Annotated in this window: 12 protein-coding genes; 5 read left to right on the top strand and 7 right to left on the bottom strand. The window is 70.0% G+C overall.

What is annotated here, in order from left to right:
• Positions 1–148: 148 nt before the first annotated feature.
• Positions 149–1,480: a dicarboxylate/amino acid:cation symporter gene (locus LG380_RS01940; RefSeq protein ID WP_225763358.1), complete on the bottom strand. Its 1,332-nt coding sequence runs from the start codon at positions 1,478–1,480 to the stop codon at positions 149–151.
• A 151-nt stretch (positions 1,481–1,631) separates the two neighbouring features.
• Between LG380_RS01940 and LG380_RS01935 the strand changes: the two genes are divergently transcribed.
• The 4 genes from LG380_RS01935 (at position 1,632) to LG380_RS01920 (ending at position 5,868) form a co-directional block, all read left to right on the top strand.
• Positions 1,632–3,341, top strand: coding sequence for an alkaline phosphatase (locus tag LG380_RS01935; protein WP_225763357.1), 1,710 nt, complete (start codon positions 1,632–1,634; stop codon positions 3,339–3,341).
• 73 nt (positions 3,342–3,414) lie between these two features.
• Entirely contained in the window at positions 3,415–4,710 is a 1,296-nt protein-coding gene (gene tilS, locus LG380_RS01930; RefSeq protein WP_225763356.1) for a tRNA lysidine(34) synthetase TilS, read from the top strand.
• Between the two features lie 32 nt (positions 4,711–4,742).
• A complete protein-coding gene (locus tag LG380_RS01925; RefSeq protein WP_225763355.1) occupies positions 4,743–5,000 on the top strand; it encodes an exodeoxyribonuclease VII small subunit in 258 nt (85 codons plus the stop codon).
• Entirely contained in the window at positions 4,990–5,868 is an 879-nt protein-coding gene (locus tag LG380_RS01920) for a farnesyl diphosphate synthase (RefSeq protein WP_225763354.1), read from the top strand. The genes LG380_RS01925 and LG380_RS01920 overlap by 11 nt, the downstream gene beginning before the upstream one ends.
• 72 nt (positions 5,869–5,940) lie before the next feature.
• Here LG380_RS01920 and LG380_RS01915 read toward each other — a convergent pair whose 3' ends face one another.
• Positions 5,941–6,297 (bottom strand): DUF4870 domain-containing protein, encoded by a 357-nt coding sequence (locus LG380_RS01915; protein WP_225763353.1) that lies wholly within the window; start codon positions 6,295–6,297, stop codon positions 5,941–5,943.
• An 84-nt stretch (positions 6,298–6,381) separates the two neighbouring features.
• Positions 6,382–7,749, bottom strand: coding sequence for a metalloprotease PmbA (gene pmbA / locus LG380_RS01910; protein ID WP_225763352.1), 1,368 nt, complete (start codon positions 7,747–7,749; stop codon positions 6,382–6,384).
• Positions 7,750–7,811: 62 nt separating this feature from the next.
• Here pmbA and yjgA point away from each other — a divergent pair, with 62 nt between their 5' ends.
• Entirely contained in the window at positions 7,812–8,393 is a 582-nt protein-coding gene (gene yjgA / locus LG380_RS01905; RefSeq protein WP_225763351.1) for a ribosome biogenesis factor YjgA, read from the top strand.
• A gap of 92 nt (positions 8,394–8,485) precedes the next feature.
• Here yjgA and tldD read toward each other — a convergent pair whose 3' ends face one another.
• Genes tldD through LG380_RS01885 form a run of 4 tightly spaced genes read right to left on the bottom strand, consistent with a single transcriptional unit; the run spans position 8,486 to position 16,063 of the window.
• On the bottom strand, positions 8,486–9,931 hold the full coding sequence (gene tldD / locus LG380_RS01900) for a metalloprotease TldD (RefSeq protein ID WP_225763350.1): 1,446 nt from the start codon (positions 9,929–9,931) through the stop codon (positions 8,486–8,488).
• A gap of 46 nt (positions 9,932–9,977) precedes the next feature.
• Entirely contained in the window at positions 9,978–13,898 is a 3,921-nt protein-coding gene (locus LG380_RS01895) for a YhdP family protein (protein ID WP_225763349.1), read from the bottom strand.
• Positions 13,899–13,949: 51 nt separating this feature from the next.
• Entirely contained in the window at positions 13,950–15,434 is a 1,485-nt protein-coding gene (rng, locus tag LG380_RS01890; protein WP_225763348.1) for a ribonuclease G, read from the bottom strand.
• 5 nt (positions 15,435–15,439) lie between these two features.
• Positions 15,440–16,063: a Maf family nucleotide pyrophosphatase gene (locus tag LG380_RS01885; protein ID WP_225763347.1), complete on the bottom strand. Its 624-nt coding sequence runs from the start codon at positions 16,061–16,063 to the stop codon at positions 15,440–15,442.
• Positions 16,064–16,096 lie beyond the last annotated feature (33 nt).

Here is a 16,096-nt window from a genome sequence, read left to right as displayed (position 1 = left end):
AGTCGCCCGGCCAGCAACACCGGGCCCTACGTGGGGTGTAACAGCTGCGCTACAGCAGTGGGTAACAGGTTGTTACACCCGGCTGCACGACCGGCTCACCCTCCGCTCCTGCCATGGGTGGAAGCGGAACCGATCATGTCGGGCCGACTCAGCCCTTGCCGGCATCCACGTCGGCATCCACGCCCATGCGCACGGCAGCGGTCTCGTAGAGCTGCCTGTCGAGCAGGCCGGTCTCGCGCGCGACCAGCACTGGCACCAGCATCTGCCCGGTGACGTTGGTCATCGTGCGCATCATGTCCAGGATGCGGTCGATGGCGTATAGGTAGCCGATGGCTTCCAGCGGCAGGCCCGCCGCGCTCAGCACCACCGTGGCCATCACCACCGCCGTGCCCGGCACGCCCGCGGTGCCAAAGCTGCCCAGCACCGAGGCGATCATCACCACCACGTACTGCTCCGGACTCAGCGGCACGCCGGTGTACTGGGCGATGAACACCGCGCACAGCGCCGGATAGATCGCACCGCAGCCGTCCATCTTGATGCTCGCGCCCAGCGGCACGGCGAACGAGGCGTAATCCTTGTTGACGCCCAGGTTGTCGGTGATAGAACGCATCGCCACCGGCATCGACGCAAAGCTCGACGAGCTGACGAAGGCCACCTGCATGCCCGGTGCGGCGCCGCGGAAGAACTTCAGCGGATTCAGGCCATGGGCCAGCAGCAGGCCGCCATAGACGATGACGATGTGCAGCGCACAGGCCACGTACAGCGCCAGCACGAAGTTGCCCAGTGGCAACAGCTTGCCGAAGCCATAGCTGCCGACCAGGCCGGCGATCAGGCCGAAGGTACCGATCGGGGTCATCTCCAGCACGAAGCGGGTGACCTGGATCATGATCTCGCTCATCTGCCCGGCCAGCTTGCGCGCCTCGGCCACCTTCTCGCCGAGCTTGACCATGGCAAAGCCGAGCAGCGCGGCGAAGAAGATCACCGGCAGGATCGAACCACGGCCGGCCGCCAGCACGGTCTCGCCGGCGGCGTTGACGCGGGTGCCGATGCCGGCCAGCGCATAGAACACGTTGGACGGCACCACGTCCATCAGCACCTTGGCCACGCTGGGCACATCGCGCGGGGTATAGGCACTGTCCACGCTGAGGCTGAGGTTTCCGGTACCCGGCTGCATCACCGTGCCGACCGCCAGGCCCACCGCCACTGCCAGCGCGGCGGTAACCAGGAACCACAGGAAGGTGCGCCCGCCCAGGGCGACGATCGACTTCTGGCCGTGCAGCGAGGCAATGGCGTTGATCACCGCGAAGAACACCAGCGGCACCGCGATCATCTTGATCAGGGTGACGTACAGATCACCCAGCGGGCCGAACCAGGTTTCCGCCGCAGGCCCCATCAGCCAGCCGGCCAGGGCGCCGAGCACGAAACCGCCCACCACGCGTTGCCAGAACGGGATGCGCAACCACGCGGAGACCAGCTTCATGATGTCGGGAACCCAGGGAATTTCGGACTGCAAACGATAACGCACGCATGGTTGCGCCACGAGTTCGGCCCGGGGAAACAGCGTGTCACCGGCGCAACCCTTGGCAGTTGTCATAATGGGCGCTTCCGTTTGTCCTGAGCCGTTCCTCCCCATGCTCCGCACCACCGCCCTGGCCTGCGCCACCACCCTGCTGCTCGGCGCCTGCGCCACCACGTCCCCTCTCGATCCGCCGACCGCCCGGGAAACCGGGCTCCACGTCGAGGTTCCGGCCATCGCGCGCCCGCAGGGCGAGACCCCGCAGTGGTGGTACCGCAACGGCGCGGCCAAGGCCGCCGCCAATGGCGCAATGGCCGGCAGGGCGAAGAACGTGATCCTGTTCCTGGGTGATGGCATGAGCCTGACCACCGTGGCGGCCGCGCGCATCCTGGAGGGCCAGCGCAACGGCGGCCCGGGCGAGGAGAACCTGCTGTCCTGGGAGCGCTTCCCGGCCACGGCCTTCAGCAAGACCTACAACACCGATTCGCAGACCCCGGACTCGGCCGGCACCATGACCGCCATCACCACCGGGGTGAAGACCCACATGGGTGCCATTGGCGTCAGCGCCGGTATCCGCAACGACTGCAATGACAGCCGCGGCAAGGGGCTGTTGACCTGGCTGCAGCTGGCCGACAGCGCCGGCATGGCCACCGGCATCATTTCCACCGCACGGCTCACCCATGCCACCCCGGCGGCCACCTACGCCCACGTACCGGACCGCAACTGGGAAAACGACACCAACGTGCCCGAGGCCGCCCGCGCCGCCGGCTGCGTGGACATCGCCCAGCAACTGCTGGCTACCGCGCGCTACGGACGCGGCCCGCTGGTCGCGCTCGGTGGCGGCCGTGGCCAGTTCACCCCCGAGCAGGAGCGCGATCCGGAATACGCCGACATGACCGGCATCCGCCAGGATGGCCGCAACCTGATCGCCGAATGGCTGCGCGCGCATCCGCAGGGCGCCTACGTCTGGAACGCCGACCAGCTCAAGGCCGCGGCCGATGCCCCGGCCCTGCTGGGCCTGTTCGAGCCGGACCACATGCAGTACGAGCACGACCGCGCGCGCGACGGCGCCGGCGAGCCCAGCCTGGCCGAGCTGACCCGCACCGCGATCGCCAACCTCTCTCGCCACGGCGAGGGTTACGTGCTGATGGTCGAGGGTGCGCGCATCGACCACGCCAACCACAGCGGCAATGCCTCACGTGCGCTCAGCGACACCGTGGCCCTGTCCGATGCGGTGCGCGCGGCGGTGGAAGCGACCTCGGCCGAGGACACGCTGATCATCGTCACCGCCGACCATTCGCACACCCTCAACTTCGTCGGCTATCCGGCGCGTGGCAACCCGATCCTGGGCAAGGTCAGGGACAAGGGTGGCGAGGACCGCACCGGCGGGCTGGCGTTGGCCCTCGACGGGATGGGCCTGCCCTACACCACGCTCAGCTACGCCAATGGGCCGGGCTACACCGGCGCCAGCGACCGCCAGCCGGCCGGTCCCAAGACCTTCCCGCACATCGCCCGCCGGTTCGAGGCCGCGCATGGCCGCCCGGACCTCACCGACGTCGACACCGAGCACGTGGACTACATGCAGGAGGCGCTGGTCCCTGCGCGCAGTGAATCCCACGGCGGCGAGGATGTCGGCATCTGGGCCGTTGGCCCGGGCAGCAAGGCGGTGCGCGGCACGATGGAGCAGAACACCATCTTCCACCTGATCGTGCAGGCCACCCCGCGCCTGCGCCAACGCCTGTGCCAGGCCGGCACCTGCGATGACCAGGGTGTGCCGGTGGAACTGCCCACCCCGGCAAGGTTCGAGCGCAGCGCCACACCGTGAGCCCGGCTGCGCGCCAGCACCACATCCATGCCAGGCGGCGACCCGCACGGCGCTGCTTGGCGGTAGCGGGCGCATGAACCCGCCAGCCCCGGTCCCGCTCCAGCCCGCCTGCAACACCGCGGTGCTGGTCGGCTTCAGCGGCGGGCTCGACTCCACCGCCCTGCTGCACCTGCTGGCCGCTGATCCCGCGCAGCGCGCCAGGGGCCTTCGGGCCATCCACGTCCACCATGGCCTGCAGCCGCAGGCCGATGCCTGGGCCGCTCATTGCGAAGAACTCTGCCAGGCGCTGCACGTGCCGTTGCATGTGGTGCGCGTGCGGGTTCCCGATGACACGGGCAGCGGTCCGGAAGCGGCCGCCCGCAGCGCCCGTCATGCCGCCTTTGCCGAGGCACTGGCCCGGGACGAATGGCTGGCGCTGGCCCATCACCTGGACGACCAGGCCGAAACCTTCCTGCTGCGCGCCCTGCGCGGCTCCGGCGTCGACGGTCTTGCCGCGATGCGGTCGCTGCGACCGTTCGCGGCCGGCATGCTGTGGCGGCCGCTGCTGCCGGTCCCGCGCAGCGGCCTGCACGACTACGCCAGAGCCCACGGACTGGAATGGATCGAGGATCCGAGCAACGCCGAGGACACGGCCGACCGCAACTTCCTGCGCCTGCAGGTGATGCCTCTCGTGGCCAAGCGCTGGCCGCATGCTGCACAGGCATTGGCACGCAGCGCGACCCTGGCCGGCGAGGCCGCCGCGCAGCTCGCCACACAGCACGACCGGGACCTGGCGCAGTGCCTGGCCGGCGACGCCCTCTCGCTGCCCGCCCTGCTGTCCTTGCCCACCGAACGACGTGCTGGCGTGCTGCGTGCCTGGGTCCGCCACCGCGGCCTGCCGCCACTGCCAGCCAACGGCCTGCGCGTCATCGAGCAGGAGCTGCTGCCGGCCGGACACGACCGCCAGGCCGCCTTCCGCTGGGGCCGGGCCGAAGTCCGGCGCTGGCGCGACCAGCTGCATGCATTACCGGCCCCGGCGCCGTTGCCACCGCACTGGAACATCACCTGGGATGGCCACGAGCCACTGGCCCTGCCCGGCGGCGGCCAGTTGCAACTGGAGGGCAGCCCCGGTTTCGAGCACCCGCTGCAGGTGCGTGCGCGCCGTGGCGGCGAGCGCATCACCCTCCCCGGCCGGTCGCATTCGCATGCGCTGAAGGATCTGCTGCAGCAGGCCGAGCTCCCGCCCTGGCTGCGCACCGCGATGCCGCTGCTCTGTGACGGCGAAGAGGTGCTGGCCGCAGGTAACCGCATCATTTCCGCGCGCCTGCACGACTGGCTGCAACGCCACGGCGCACGCCTGCACTGGCAAACCGCCACGTCCTGCGATTGACCCTGCCGGGCCTGCCGCTCACACTTCCGGGCATGTCCAAGTCAAAACCCGAAACCTCCCCGGTCGCCCAGTTCGAGCGCTCGCTCGAGGAACTGGAGCAACTGGTCGAGAAGATGGAAGCCGGCGACCTGAGCCTGGAGCAGTCGCTCAGCGCCTACGAACGCGGCGTCGGCCTCTACCGCCAGTGCCAGCAGGCGCTGGAACAGGCCGAACTGCGCGTGCGCCTGCTCACCGATCCCGCCCAGCCGGACAAGTCCGAGCCGTTCGACAGCCTTGGCAATGACGACTGAGGCCCTGTTCGGGCACTGGCGCGAGCGCACCGAACGCCAGCTCGATGCCGCCTTGCCGGCGGCTACCGTTGCGCCGCTGAGGCTGCACCAGGCCATGCGCTACGCCACGCTCGGCGGCGGCAAGCGCATGCGCCCGCTGCTGGCCTATGCCGCCGGCAACCTGCTGGGCGCCGACGAGGCCCTGCTGGATGCCCCGGCCGCCGCGGTGGAAATGATCCACGCCTATTCGCTGGTGCATGACGACCTGCCGGCGATGGACGACGACGAGCTGCGTCGCGGCCGCCCGACGGTCCACGTGGCCTACGACGAAGCCACCGCCATCCTCGCCGCCGATGCGCTCCAGGCCGCTGCGTTCTCGCTGCTGGCATCGATGCCGGCTGCGGCCGAACTGCGCGTGGCCTGCCTGCAGACCCTGGCCGATGCCTCCGGCGCGGCCGGCATGTGCGGCGGCCAGGCACTGGACATCGACGCCACCGGCCAACAGCAGCCGCTGGCCGACCTCGAACGCATGCATGCGCTCAAGACCGGCGCACTGATCCGTGCGGCGGTGCGCATGGGCGCGCTGTGCGGAGGTGCGGACGAAGCCACGCTGCAACGACTGGACCGCTTCGCCGCCACCCTGGGCCTGGCATTCCAGGTGCGCGACGACATCCTCGACGTGGAAGCCAGTTCCGACCAGCTCGGCAAGACCGCCGGCAAGGACAGTGCGCAGGACAAGTCGACCTTCCCGGCCCTGCTCGGCATGCACGAAGCCAAGGCCTACCTGGCGCAGCTGACCACGCGCATGGCCGGTGAACTGCAGCCCTTCGGCGAGCGCGCCTCCGCGCTGCAGGCACTGGCGCGACTGGCAGTCGAGCGCAGCCACTGAGCCGGCACGACCGAAACAAACCAAAAAGGTCCGGGAATCCCGGGCCTTTTTGCGTGTCGCTGCTGCCGACGCTTACTTGATCAGGCGCAGCGCGAACGGATAGCGATAGGTCTCGCCATTGTTGGCCTTGACCGCGGCGATGATGCAGAACACCAGGTTGACGATACCCAGCAGGCCCGGCAGGAAGAACAGCAGGCCGAAGCTGATGATGACCAGGATCATCGTCGCGATGAACGCGATGCCCATGGTGATCTGGAAGTTCAGCGCTTCCTTGGCCTGGTCGACGACGAAACCCTTGCCGGCATCATCCTTGTTGATCAGCCAGACGATCAGGGCACCGACGACCCAGGTGAAGATGCCAAGGATATGGGCCACCAGCGCCATGGTGCGCTGGTCCTGCGGTGCGGTGCTGTTTTCAAATTCGCTCACGGTACTCCCCTGATGGCTGGATCGTAGTCTTGGTGGACGTTGCGCCGCCGGTCCCCCCGCACGACGCAACCAGTTAAGAATACGTCAATCTTCGCCTGCGACGGTCATCCTGCCGACCAGGATGGAACCGGTACGCACGTGCGAACGCGGATCCACGTCGCTGCCCACCGCCTCGATCGAGGCGAACATCTGCCTGAGATTGCCAGCGATGGTGATGCCGTCCACCGGATAGGCGATCTGTCCGTTCTCCACCCAGAAACCACCGGCACCACGCGAGTAGTCGCCGGTGACGCCATTGACGCCCTGCCCCATCAGTTCGGTGACCAGCAGGCCGCGTCCCATCCCGGCCACCAGCGAGGCGCGGTCGCCGGCATTGGCGCTGACCTGCAGGTTGTGCACGCCGCCGGCATTGGCCGTGGTCTGCAGGCCCAGCTTGCGCGCCGAGTAGCTGCCAAGGATGTAACGCTGCAGCACGCCGTCGCTGACCAGCGCCGAATTGCGCGTGGCCACGCCCTCGCCATCGAAGGCGGACGAGCGCAGGCCACGGCGCAGCAGCGGCAGCTCGTCGATGTTGAACCACGACGGGAACAGCGCCGTGCCGGCGCTGTCGAGCAGGAAGCTGGCCCGGCGGTACAGCGAGCCGCCAGACACGGCCGACAGCAGGTGGCCGATCAGCGAACGGGCGACCTCGCTGGCGAACAGCACCGGCACCTCGCCGGTGGGCAGCGAGCGCGGCTGCAGGCGCGCCAGCGTGCGCTCGGCGGCGGTGCGGCCGATCTGCGCGGCGTCCTGCAGGTCCTCGCGGGCCAACGCGCTGGAGTACCAGCCGTCGCGCTGCATGCCATCGCCCTGCCCACCGATCAGCGCGCAGCCGATGGAGTGATGGCTGCCGCGGTCGCGGCCGATGAAGCCGTGCGAGTTGGCGTAGACCGACAGGCTCTGGCTGGTGCCGACCGAAGCGCCGTCGGAATTGCTGATGCGCGGATCGGCATCGCGCCCGGCGGCCTCGCAGGCCAGCGCCAGGTCGATCGCCTCGTCGGCGCCGAGCTGCCACGGGTGCCAGAGGTCCAGGTCGGGGAACCCGGTGGCCATCAGTTCCGGATCGGCCAGGCCGGCGGCCGGGTCGTCCTCGGTATGGCGGGCGATCGCGCAGGCCTGGGCGACGGTGGCCTCCAGGCTGGATTCCTGCAGGTCGGCAGTGCTGGCGCTGCCCTTGCGCTGGCCGAAGTACACGGTCACCGCAATGCCGCGGTCGTGGGTGGATTCCACGGTCTCCACCTCGCCCAGGCGCACGTTGACCTCCAGCCCACGCTCCTCGCTGCAGCTGACTTCGGCCTGGGTGGCGCCCATGGCCCGGGCACGCTCGAGCAGGCGCTGGGAGATGCCGGCCAGGTTCTCCAGCCGCTGCAGGCTGTCGTCGCTGGCCCGGGTTTCAGGGGTGATGGCGTTCAATGCTTTATCCTGTGGACGTTGTGACCCCGCGTGGCGGGGCGATAGATCGAATTGGAAGGACGATGCGCGGACGCGACGAAGAAACCGGTGAATTCCTTGGCGAAAGCCGCAGCCAGAACCGGCGCGAGGCGCTGGAGATCCTGGCGCTGGGCGAACAGCTGGTGGACCTGACCCCGGCCCAGCTGGCCCGGCTGCCGATCCCCGAGGACCTGCTGGGACACATCGAGTCCAGCAAGCGCATCACCTCGCACGGCGCGCGCAAGCGGCAGCTGGCCTTCCTGGCCAAGCAGATGCGCCGGGAAGAGGACTCGACCCTGGAGGCGATCCGCGACGCGCTCAGCGCCAACAGCGAGACCTCGCGACGCGAGGTGGCGATCATGCATCGCATCGAACGCTGGCGCGAGCGCCTGCTGGCCGAAGGCGACGCCGCGCTGGGCGAGCTCCTCGAGGAATACCCGCAGGCCGACCGCCAGCAGCTGCGCACGCTGGTGCGCAACGCCCGGGCCGAGAAGGCCAGGAACAAGCCGCCGCGCGCGTACCGCGAGATCTACCAGGTGCTGCGCGGGCTGATGCTGCCGGCGCAGGTCGGCGGCGATGTCGCGTCCGACGCGGACGAGGACTTCGACGAGGAAGAAAACGACTGAGCGGTGCGGCGCCCCGGCGCCGCGCCCTTCCCACTGTCGCGGCCGGCAAATGCCGGCCATCCAGCACGCGGGTGCCACTGACGGCATCACGCTCAGGCCTGGGTACCACCCACGGTGAGGCCGTCGATCAGCAACGACGGCTGGCCCACGCCCACCGGCACGCTCTGCCCGTCCTTGCCGCAGATGCCCACGCCCTCGTCCAGCGCCAGGTCGTTGCCGACCATGCGCACCTTCTGCATGGTTTCCGGGCCGTTGCCGATCAGGGTCGCGCCCTTCACCGGCGCGGTGATCCGGCCGTCCTCGATCAGGTAGGCCTCGGTGGCCGAGAACACGTACTTGCCGCTGGTGATGTCGACCTGGCCGCCGCCGAAGTTGACCGCGTACAGGCCCTTCTTCACCGAACGGATCATTTCCTGCGGATCGTGCTGGCCGGCCCGCATGTAGGTGTTGGTCATGCGCGGCATGGTCAGGTGCGCGAACGATTCGCGGCGGCCGTTGCCGGTCGGCGCCACGCCCATCAGCCGGGCGTTGAGGGTGTCCTGCATGTAGCCGACCAGGATGCCGTCCTCGATCAGGGTGGTGCACTGGGTCGGCGTGCCCTCGTCGTCGATGTTGAGCGAACCACGGCGGCCGTCGAGCGTGCCGTCGTCGACGATGGTCACCCCGGGCGAGGCCACGCGCTCGCCGATGCGGCCGGCGTAGACACTGGTGCCCTTGCGGTTGAAATCGCCCTCCAGCCCGTGGCCGACGGCCTCGTGCAGCAGCACGCCGGGCCAGCCCGGGCCCAGTACCACCGGCATCACCCCGGCCGGCGCCGGGATCGCCTCGAGGTTGACCAGCGCCTGGCGCAACGCCTCGCGGGCGAAGGCTTCCGGGCGGTCACCGGCGAACAGTTCGGCGTAGTCGTAGCGGCCACCGCCACCGGCATAACCCGACTCGCGGCGGCCGTTCTGCTCGACCAGCACCTGCACGTTCAGGCGCACCAGCGGGCGTACGTCGGCGGCGAGCACGCCGTCGCTGCGCGCCACCAGCACGGTGTCCACGCCGCCGGACAGGCTGACCATCACCTGCTGCACCCGCGGGTCGGCCGCGCGCAGGAAGCGGTCCAGGCGCTTGAGCATCTCCACCTTGGCCTCGTTGCCGAGGCTGTCGACCGGATCGATGGCCGGGTACAGCGCGCGCCCGTTGCCGCGGACCAGCGAGCGCGCGTCCCGTGCGCCGCCGTCGCGGGAGATCGCACGCGCCGACTGCGCGGCCACGCGCAGCGCGTCGGGGTGGATGTCATCGGAATAGGAAAAGCCGGTCTTCTCACCGGCAATGGCGCGCACGCCCACGCCCTGTTCGATGGAATGGGCGCCGTCCTTGACGATGCCGTCCTCCATGCTCCAGCTCTCGCGCCGCGAATGCTGGAAGTACAGGTCGCCGAAATCGATGCCCGGGCCCAGCAGGGTGCCGAAGGTGCGTTCCAGGAGATGGTCGTCCAGGCCCGCGGGAAGCAGCAGGCGGGACTGGGCAAGGCTGAGGGCGGTGTCGGTCATGGCTCTGGAAGTGGGGATGGGGGCGCCGATCGCAAGCGAACGGCGTTCAAGCTTGGCCCGGGGCCGGGGAAGGCAGTGTGTCCGGGTTCGCGCCGGGCGGCGAGACGACGGGCTTTCCACGCGGACTGGCCGGCGGCGGCGCCGCGGGGGTGTTGCGTTCGATCACCTCGACCTTCGGATCCTTCCACGGCCCGGTGACGTGATAGGTGCGCGCGCCGATTCCGCCCAGCGGCTTGGACAGCACGGCGTTGGCAGCGGCACCCACGGCCGCGCCGACCGGACCACCCGCCACCGCGCCGACCACGGTCAGCAGGTTGCCCGAGCGCGGGTTGACGTCGATGGTCTGGTCGAACTGCTGGGTGCGCAGGTCGGTCTGGCCGCTGATCAGCAGGTCGGCGGCCGGGCTTTCGATGCTGACGCCCTCGGTACGCGCCGTGCCCTGACCGAACTGCACCCGGCCCTCGATCTGGTTGAAGGCAAAGCCGCGCGAGAAGAAGTCGCGGAAATCCAGCATCAGCCGGCGCGGCAGCTGGGCCACGCTCAGCAGGCCCAACACGCGCCCGGCCCCGGGCTCCACTTCCAGCAGCTGGCCATTGCGGGCCTGCAGCGCCAGCGAGCCCTGCAGTTCGGCCAGGGCGAAGCTGCCCGGGCCACCGGGCCAGCGGGCCTCCAGCTCCAGGGTGCCCTGCCCGCCACGCAGCTGGCCGCCGTAATCAAGGCTCTGCAGCAGTTGCCCAAGATCCTCGCTGGTCACCGACGCGTGCAGGCGGGTACTGGCCTGGTCGCCGGTGCCACGCCATTGGCCGGTGATGTCGATGGCCTGGCGCGGCGCGCGCAGCTGCAGCTGCTCGACCTCCAGCCCGTCACGCAACTGACGCGTACGCAACGCGGCACCGCCGAGCTGGGCGGTCCCGAAACGCAGATCATCCACCACCAGCGACAGCGGCGGCACCTTGGCCGGATCGGTTGCCTCGCTGGCAGGCGCCGCGGGCTCACCCACCAGCGCCGCAGCGGTCGGCGCCATCTTCCAGTGCACGCGGTCCAGCTTGCCGACGATGGTGCCGCCATCGGCGTTGGGTACCTCCAGCTCGCCGGCCAGCGATGGGCCATCGAGCTGCACCGTCACCGCATCGCGGCGCGGCCGCAGTTGCAGCCGGGTGTCGGCAAACATGCCGCCGGCCAGCAGCAGCTGCGCGGCCTGCACGTCGACCTGGCGCAGGGCCAGCGAGTCGCTGCTGGCCGTGCTGGCCGTGCTGGCCGTGCTGTCCGCGCTCTCCGGCCCGTCTGCCGCTCCGCGCGCCAGGCCAATCCATTCCAGTGCATCCAGGCTGCCGGTGCGGCCGGTGACCACCAGCCCATCGGCCGGCGGTGGGCGATCGACCTCGTCGTCACCCAGCGTGACCTGTACGCCGGTACGGCCCTGTCGACCCTGTGCAGCCAGGGCAAGGCGCTTGCCGAACGCCACGTCCACGCGGCCGCTGCCCAGCGGCAGGCTGGCGCTGACCGTGGTCGGCAGCGCCTCGCCGGCGGGCTTGTCCAGCGGCGCGGGCAGCAGCAGCGCGGTGCCGACCAGGTCCGAGCGCAGGCGCAGCTCGCTGGGCGGATCCACGGCCACGCCCGGTGCCGTGCGCGGCACGTCCACGCCCACGGTCCAGCGCGAGATGCCGTCGATGCGTGGCTGCAGCCAGGACAGTTCCGGTGCGCGCTGAAGCAGGGTCCGTGCATCCAGCATCGCCGACAGGCGTGCCTCGAACACATTGCCCGGGTCTTCGACATGCGCCCCGGCGCGCAGTGCCAGCACGCCGTCGTGGTCGTTCATGCGCACCGCCAGCTCCGGCGCGGCGAAACCGCCCTCGCTGTAACGGGCGATGCCGCGCACCGCATCGGTACGCAGGTCCCAGCGCTTGTCGACCAGCCGCGCGCCGCGCAGCTCGACCTCGCCGGACAACCGGCCCGGGCCGTCCTCGGCATGCAGCGGCTGCTGCAGGTCGAAGCTGACCCGCGTCGGTCCACTGGCAACCAGGTTGTCGAAGGTGTCGGCATGGTCCTCGCGCAGCGGGCTCTGCCTGAGCATCGCCAGCAGCTGCGCGGCATCAGCGCGGCTGTCGGCGGTTACCCGCAGCCGCGACTCGCCGAAGTCGGGGATGCCGGCCTCGAAGCGCTCCACCGGCACGCCGGCCAGGTCACCACGGCCGCGGATGGTGAAGCCGTTGGCGATGAAGGCGATGTCGGCCTGCATCTGCTCCATTACCGGCCATTCCTGCTGGAAGCGGATCGCGCCCTGGTCGATATGGCCGCTGGCCTCGAAGCGGCCGTTGTTGCCGTCGAACGGCCAGTCATCGAGGTCCCCGGACACCAGTCCGCGACCGTTACGCACTTGGCCATCCACCAGCGCGGCATCGAGCCAGTCGATCGCGGCCTGGCTCATCTTCGAGCGCACCCAGAAGCGCTTGGCCGCGACCATCGGCACGTCGTCCAGTTCGGCGGCCAGGTCCAGCCACGGCCGGGTCCCATCGCCCTGGAACCAGACCCCGCCGCGCAGGTCGGCGGCGTAGTTGGAGCCCTGCACGCGCATCGCCGGCGTACCCAGGCGCCAGCCCTCGCCCTCGCGCCAGCCGACCAGGCGTCCAGCAAGTCGGATCTCATGCACCTCGCCAAAACCGCCGGGCCAGTCGAACGCCAGGGTGCTGTCCGGGCGCAGGGTCAGCTCGACCGCCTCGCCATCGCCCTCGAAATGCCCTCGCAACCCCGACAGGCCCGGCGCCCCGCCCACCGGGGCGAAGGCCATCTCGTCCAAGTCGCCACTGCCACGCAGCGCACCGCCGCGCAGGCCACCGACCTGCACCCGCGAAAAACGCAGCTGCGGCTGGGCCTGGCGCAACCAGCGGCGGGTGCCGGCGTCGATCCGGTCGCTGAGGCTGGCCACGCGCAGCAGTGGCGTCAGGTCCAGCTGTTCGCCGGCCAGGGCGAAACGCTCGCCGCCGGCCAGCAGCAGGCCGTCCAGCTGCTGCTCGCCGCCCTCCCAGCCCAGCCACAGGCGCGGTGCATCCAGCCGCCAGCCCTCGGCGGTGTGCAGCCAGCGCGCGCGCAACTGCAGGGTGTCGAAGGTTTCCAGCGGCGCGTCCGCGCCTTTTTCCAGCGGCGTGCCGGCCAGCCGCACTCCGCGCAGGTCCGCGTCGGTGGTGATGGCCACGACCCGGTGGTCGCGCAGCTGCACCCAGCTGCGCACATCGCCCTTGCCGGCCTGCACGCGCACGCCAGCGAACTGCAGCAGCTGCGACCACGCGGCCAGGTCCGCCGGTTCGGCCGCGACCCAGGCCAGGCCATCCCCTGCCTGCCGGTCGAAGTCCAAGGTGGCGACCAGCGGCGGCGCGCCAGCATCGATCCAGCCGCGCGCGCCGGCGCGCAGGTGCTGTCCGTCCACGCGCACGCGCAGGTCCAGCCGCGGCACTTCGGTCTGCACGCCGAGCGACGGCGCATCGACGGTCAAGCGGCCATCGATGACCTGCAGCTCGCCCAGGTTGCGCAGGGTGTCCAGCGGATCACCACCGCCACCACCGGGCAGGCCGCGCACCGACCAGCGGCCATCCCCGGCCCGCTCCAGCGTCAGCGACAGCCCGCGCAGGCGCAGCTCGGTGAACGAGCTGCCTGGCCACAGCCCGGTGTAAAGCGACACCAGCACCTCGGCCTGGCCGATGCGCACGCCCTCGCCCCGGCCGATGTGCAGCCCGTCCAACCGCAGCAGTGGGCCACGCCGGGTCCAAGCTGTTTCCACGTCGTCAAAACGCACCGGCTGGCCGGCGCGGTCACTGAGCCAGGCGGCGACCTTGTCCGGATGCTGTTCGACCAGCGGCAGCAGCTGGCTGATCGCGCCGACCACCAGCGCCACGCAGACCAGGGCCACCGCCAGCGCGTAGAACGCATAGCGGCGCAGCAGGCGCAGGCGACGGCGCGGCGGGGTCTGCATCAAGCCGAGCCGGAAGGGACACCAGCGCCCGCGACCGGGCACCGGATGAGGTCAGAGCAGGACCACATCGAACTGTTCCTGCAGGTACTGCTCGTCGGCCTGGAAGCGGATGCTCTTGCCGAGGAATTCCTCCAGCTCGGCCACCGCGGTCGACTCCTCGTCGGTGATGCGCGCCACCACCTTGGACGAGGCGATCACCAGCAGGCGCGCGGCATCGAACTGGCGCACGGCGCGGGTGATCTCGCGGAAGATCTCGTAGGTCACCGTCTCGGCGGTCTTGATCGAACCGCGGCCACTGCATTCCGGGCATGGCTCGGACAACTGCCGCTCCAGGCTCTCGACGGTGCGCTTGCGGGTCATTTCCACCAGGCCCAGCGGCGAGAACTCGTACACCGTGGTCTTGGCGTGGTCGCGCGCCAGCGCCTTCTCCAGCGTGCGCAGCACCTGGCGGCGGTGCTCGGCGTCATCCATGTCGATGAAGTCGATGATGATGATGCCGCCGAGGTTGCGCAGGCGCAGCTGCCGCGCCACCGCCTGGGCGGCCTCCAGATTGGTGCGGTACACCGTTTCCTCGAGGTTGCGCTGGCCCAGGAACGAGCCGGTGTTGACGTCGATCGTGGTCATCGCCTCGGTCTGGTCGATGACCAGGTAGCCGCCGGACTTGAGTGGCACCTGCTTGTCCAGCGCACGGCCGATCTCGTCCTCCACGCCGTACATGTCGAAGATCGGGCGGTCGCCGGTGTACAGCTCCAGCTTCTCGGCCAGCACCGGCATGTACTTGTTGACGAAGGCCTGCAGCTGGCCAAACGTCTCCTTGGAATCGACCTTGACCTTGTCCACGTCCTTGCGGATCAGGTCGCGCACCGAACGCAGCGGCAGGCTCAGGTCCTCGTAGATGATGCTGCACGACGGCGCCTCGCGGCCGCGGCGCTCGACCACGTTCCACACCCGCGACAGGTAGGCGATGTCCTCGGCAATGGCTTCGGCCGGCTGGCCCTCGGCATTGGTGCGGATGATGTAGCCGTAGCCGCCGTGGCTGGCGGCCAGGTCGGCCACCAGGGTCTTCAGGCGCTGGCGCTCGGCCTCGTCCTCGATCCGCGCCGACACGCCGATCATCCGCGACTGCGGCAACAGCACCAGGTAGCGCGACGGGATCGAGATCTGCGTGGTCAGGCGCGCGCCCTTGCTGCCGATCGGATCCTTGACCACCTGCACCACGATGTCCTGGCCGTCACGCAGCAGCTCGACGATCGGCGTGGTCGAGGGCAGCGGCAGGGCCGAATCGGCATCGTCGCTGGTGACCGGCGCCGGCCGCACGACGTCGTTGGCGTGCAGGAACGCAGCACGCTCCAGCCCGACCTCGACGAAGGCCGCCTGCATACCGGGCATCACCCGCTGCACCCTGCCCTTGTAGATGTTGCCCACCACGCCACGGCGCCAGCCGCGCTCGATGTGCAGCTCCTGCAGCATTCCGTTCTCGATCACCGCAACGCGCGTCTCGCGGGGGGTGACATTGACCAGGATCTCTTCGGACATGACGCTCATGTTCCCCTGTGCATTGCAGCCGTTGCCGGCGGATGTCCTGGCTCGGTGGTGCCCGGCAGCAGGCCGAACTGGCGCAGCAACTGCGCGGTCTGCTGCAGCGGCAACCCCATCACGCCGGAATAGCTGCCGGCCAGATGGCGGATATGGCGCTCGGCGCCGCCCTGGATCGCATAGGCTCCGGCCTTGCCCATCGGCTCGCCGGTAGCGACGTAGGCGGTGATGTCGGCCTCGTCCAGCTCCTCGAAGGCCACCTGCGATTCCACCGTCACCGACTCGGTGCGGCCATGGGCCGCCAGCGCGACGACGGTGATCACCTGGTGGGTGCGGCCTGACAGGGTACGCAGCATTGCCGCGGCATCGTCGGCGTCGGCCGGCTTGCCGAACACGCGCTCGTCCAGCACCACTTCGGTGTCCGAACCCAGCACCACCGCGTCCGGCTCGGCGGCAACCAGTGCGAGGCCGGCCCGGGCCTTTTCGGTGGCCACGCGGCGCACGTAGTCGAGGGCGGATTCCTGTGGGCCGCGCACCTCCTCCACCTGCGGATCGAGCGGGGCAAACGGCACGCCAAGGCGTGCCAGCAGTTCGTGTCTTCGGGGAGAGCGGGAGGCAAGATAGAGCATCGCGGAAGGATAACCCGCGGCGGCTGGCTGGAT

Source organism: Stenotrophomonas sp. Marseille-Q4652 (assembly GCF_916618915.1).
Lineage (GTDB): Bacteria > Pseudomonadota > Gammaproteobacteria > Xanthomonadales > Xanthomonadaceae > Stenotrophomonas.
This window is presented reverse-complemented; position numbering and strand designations above follow the sequence as displayed.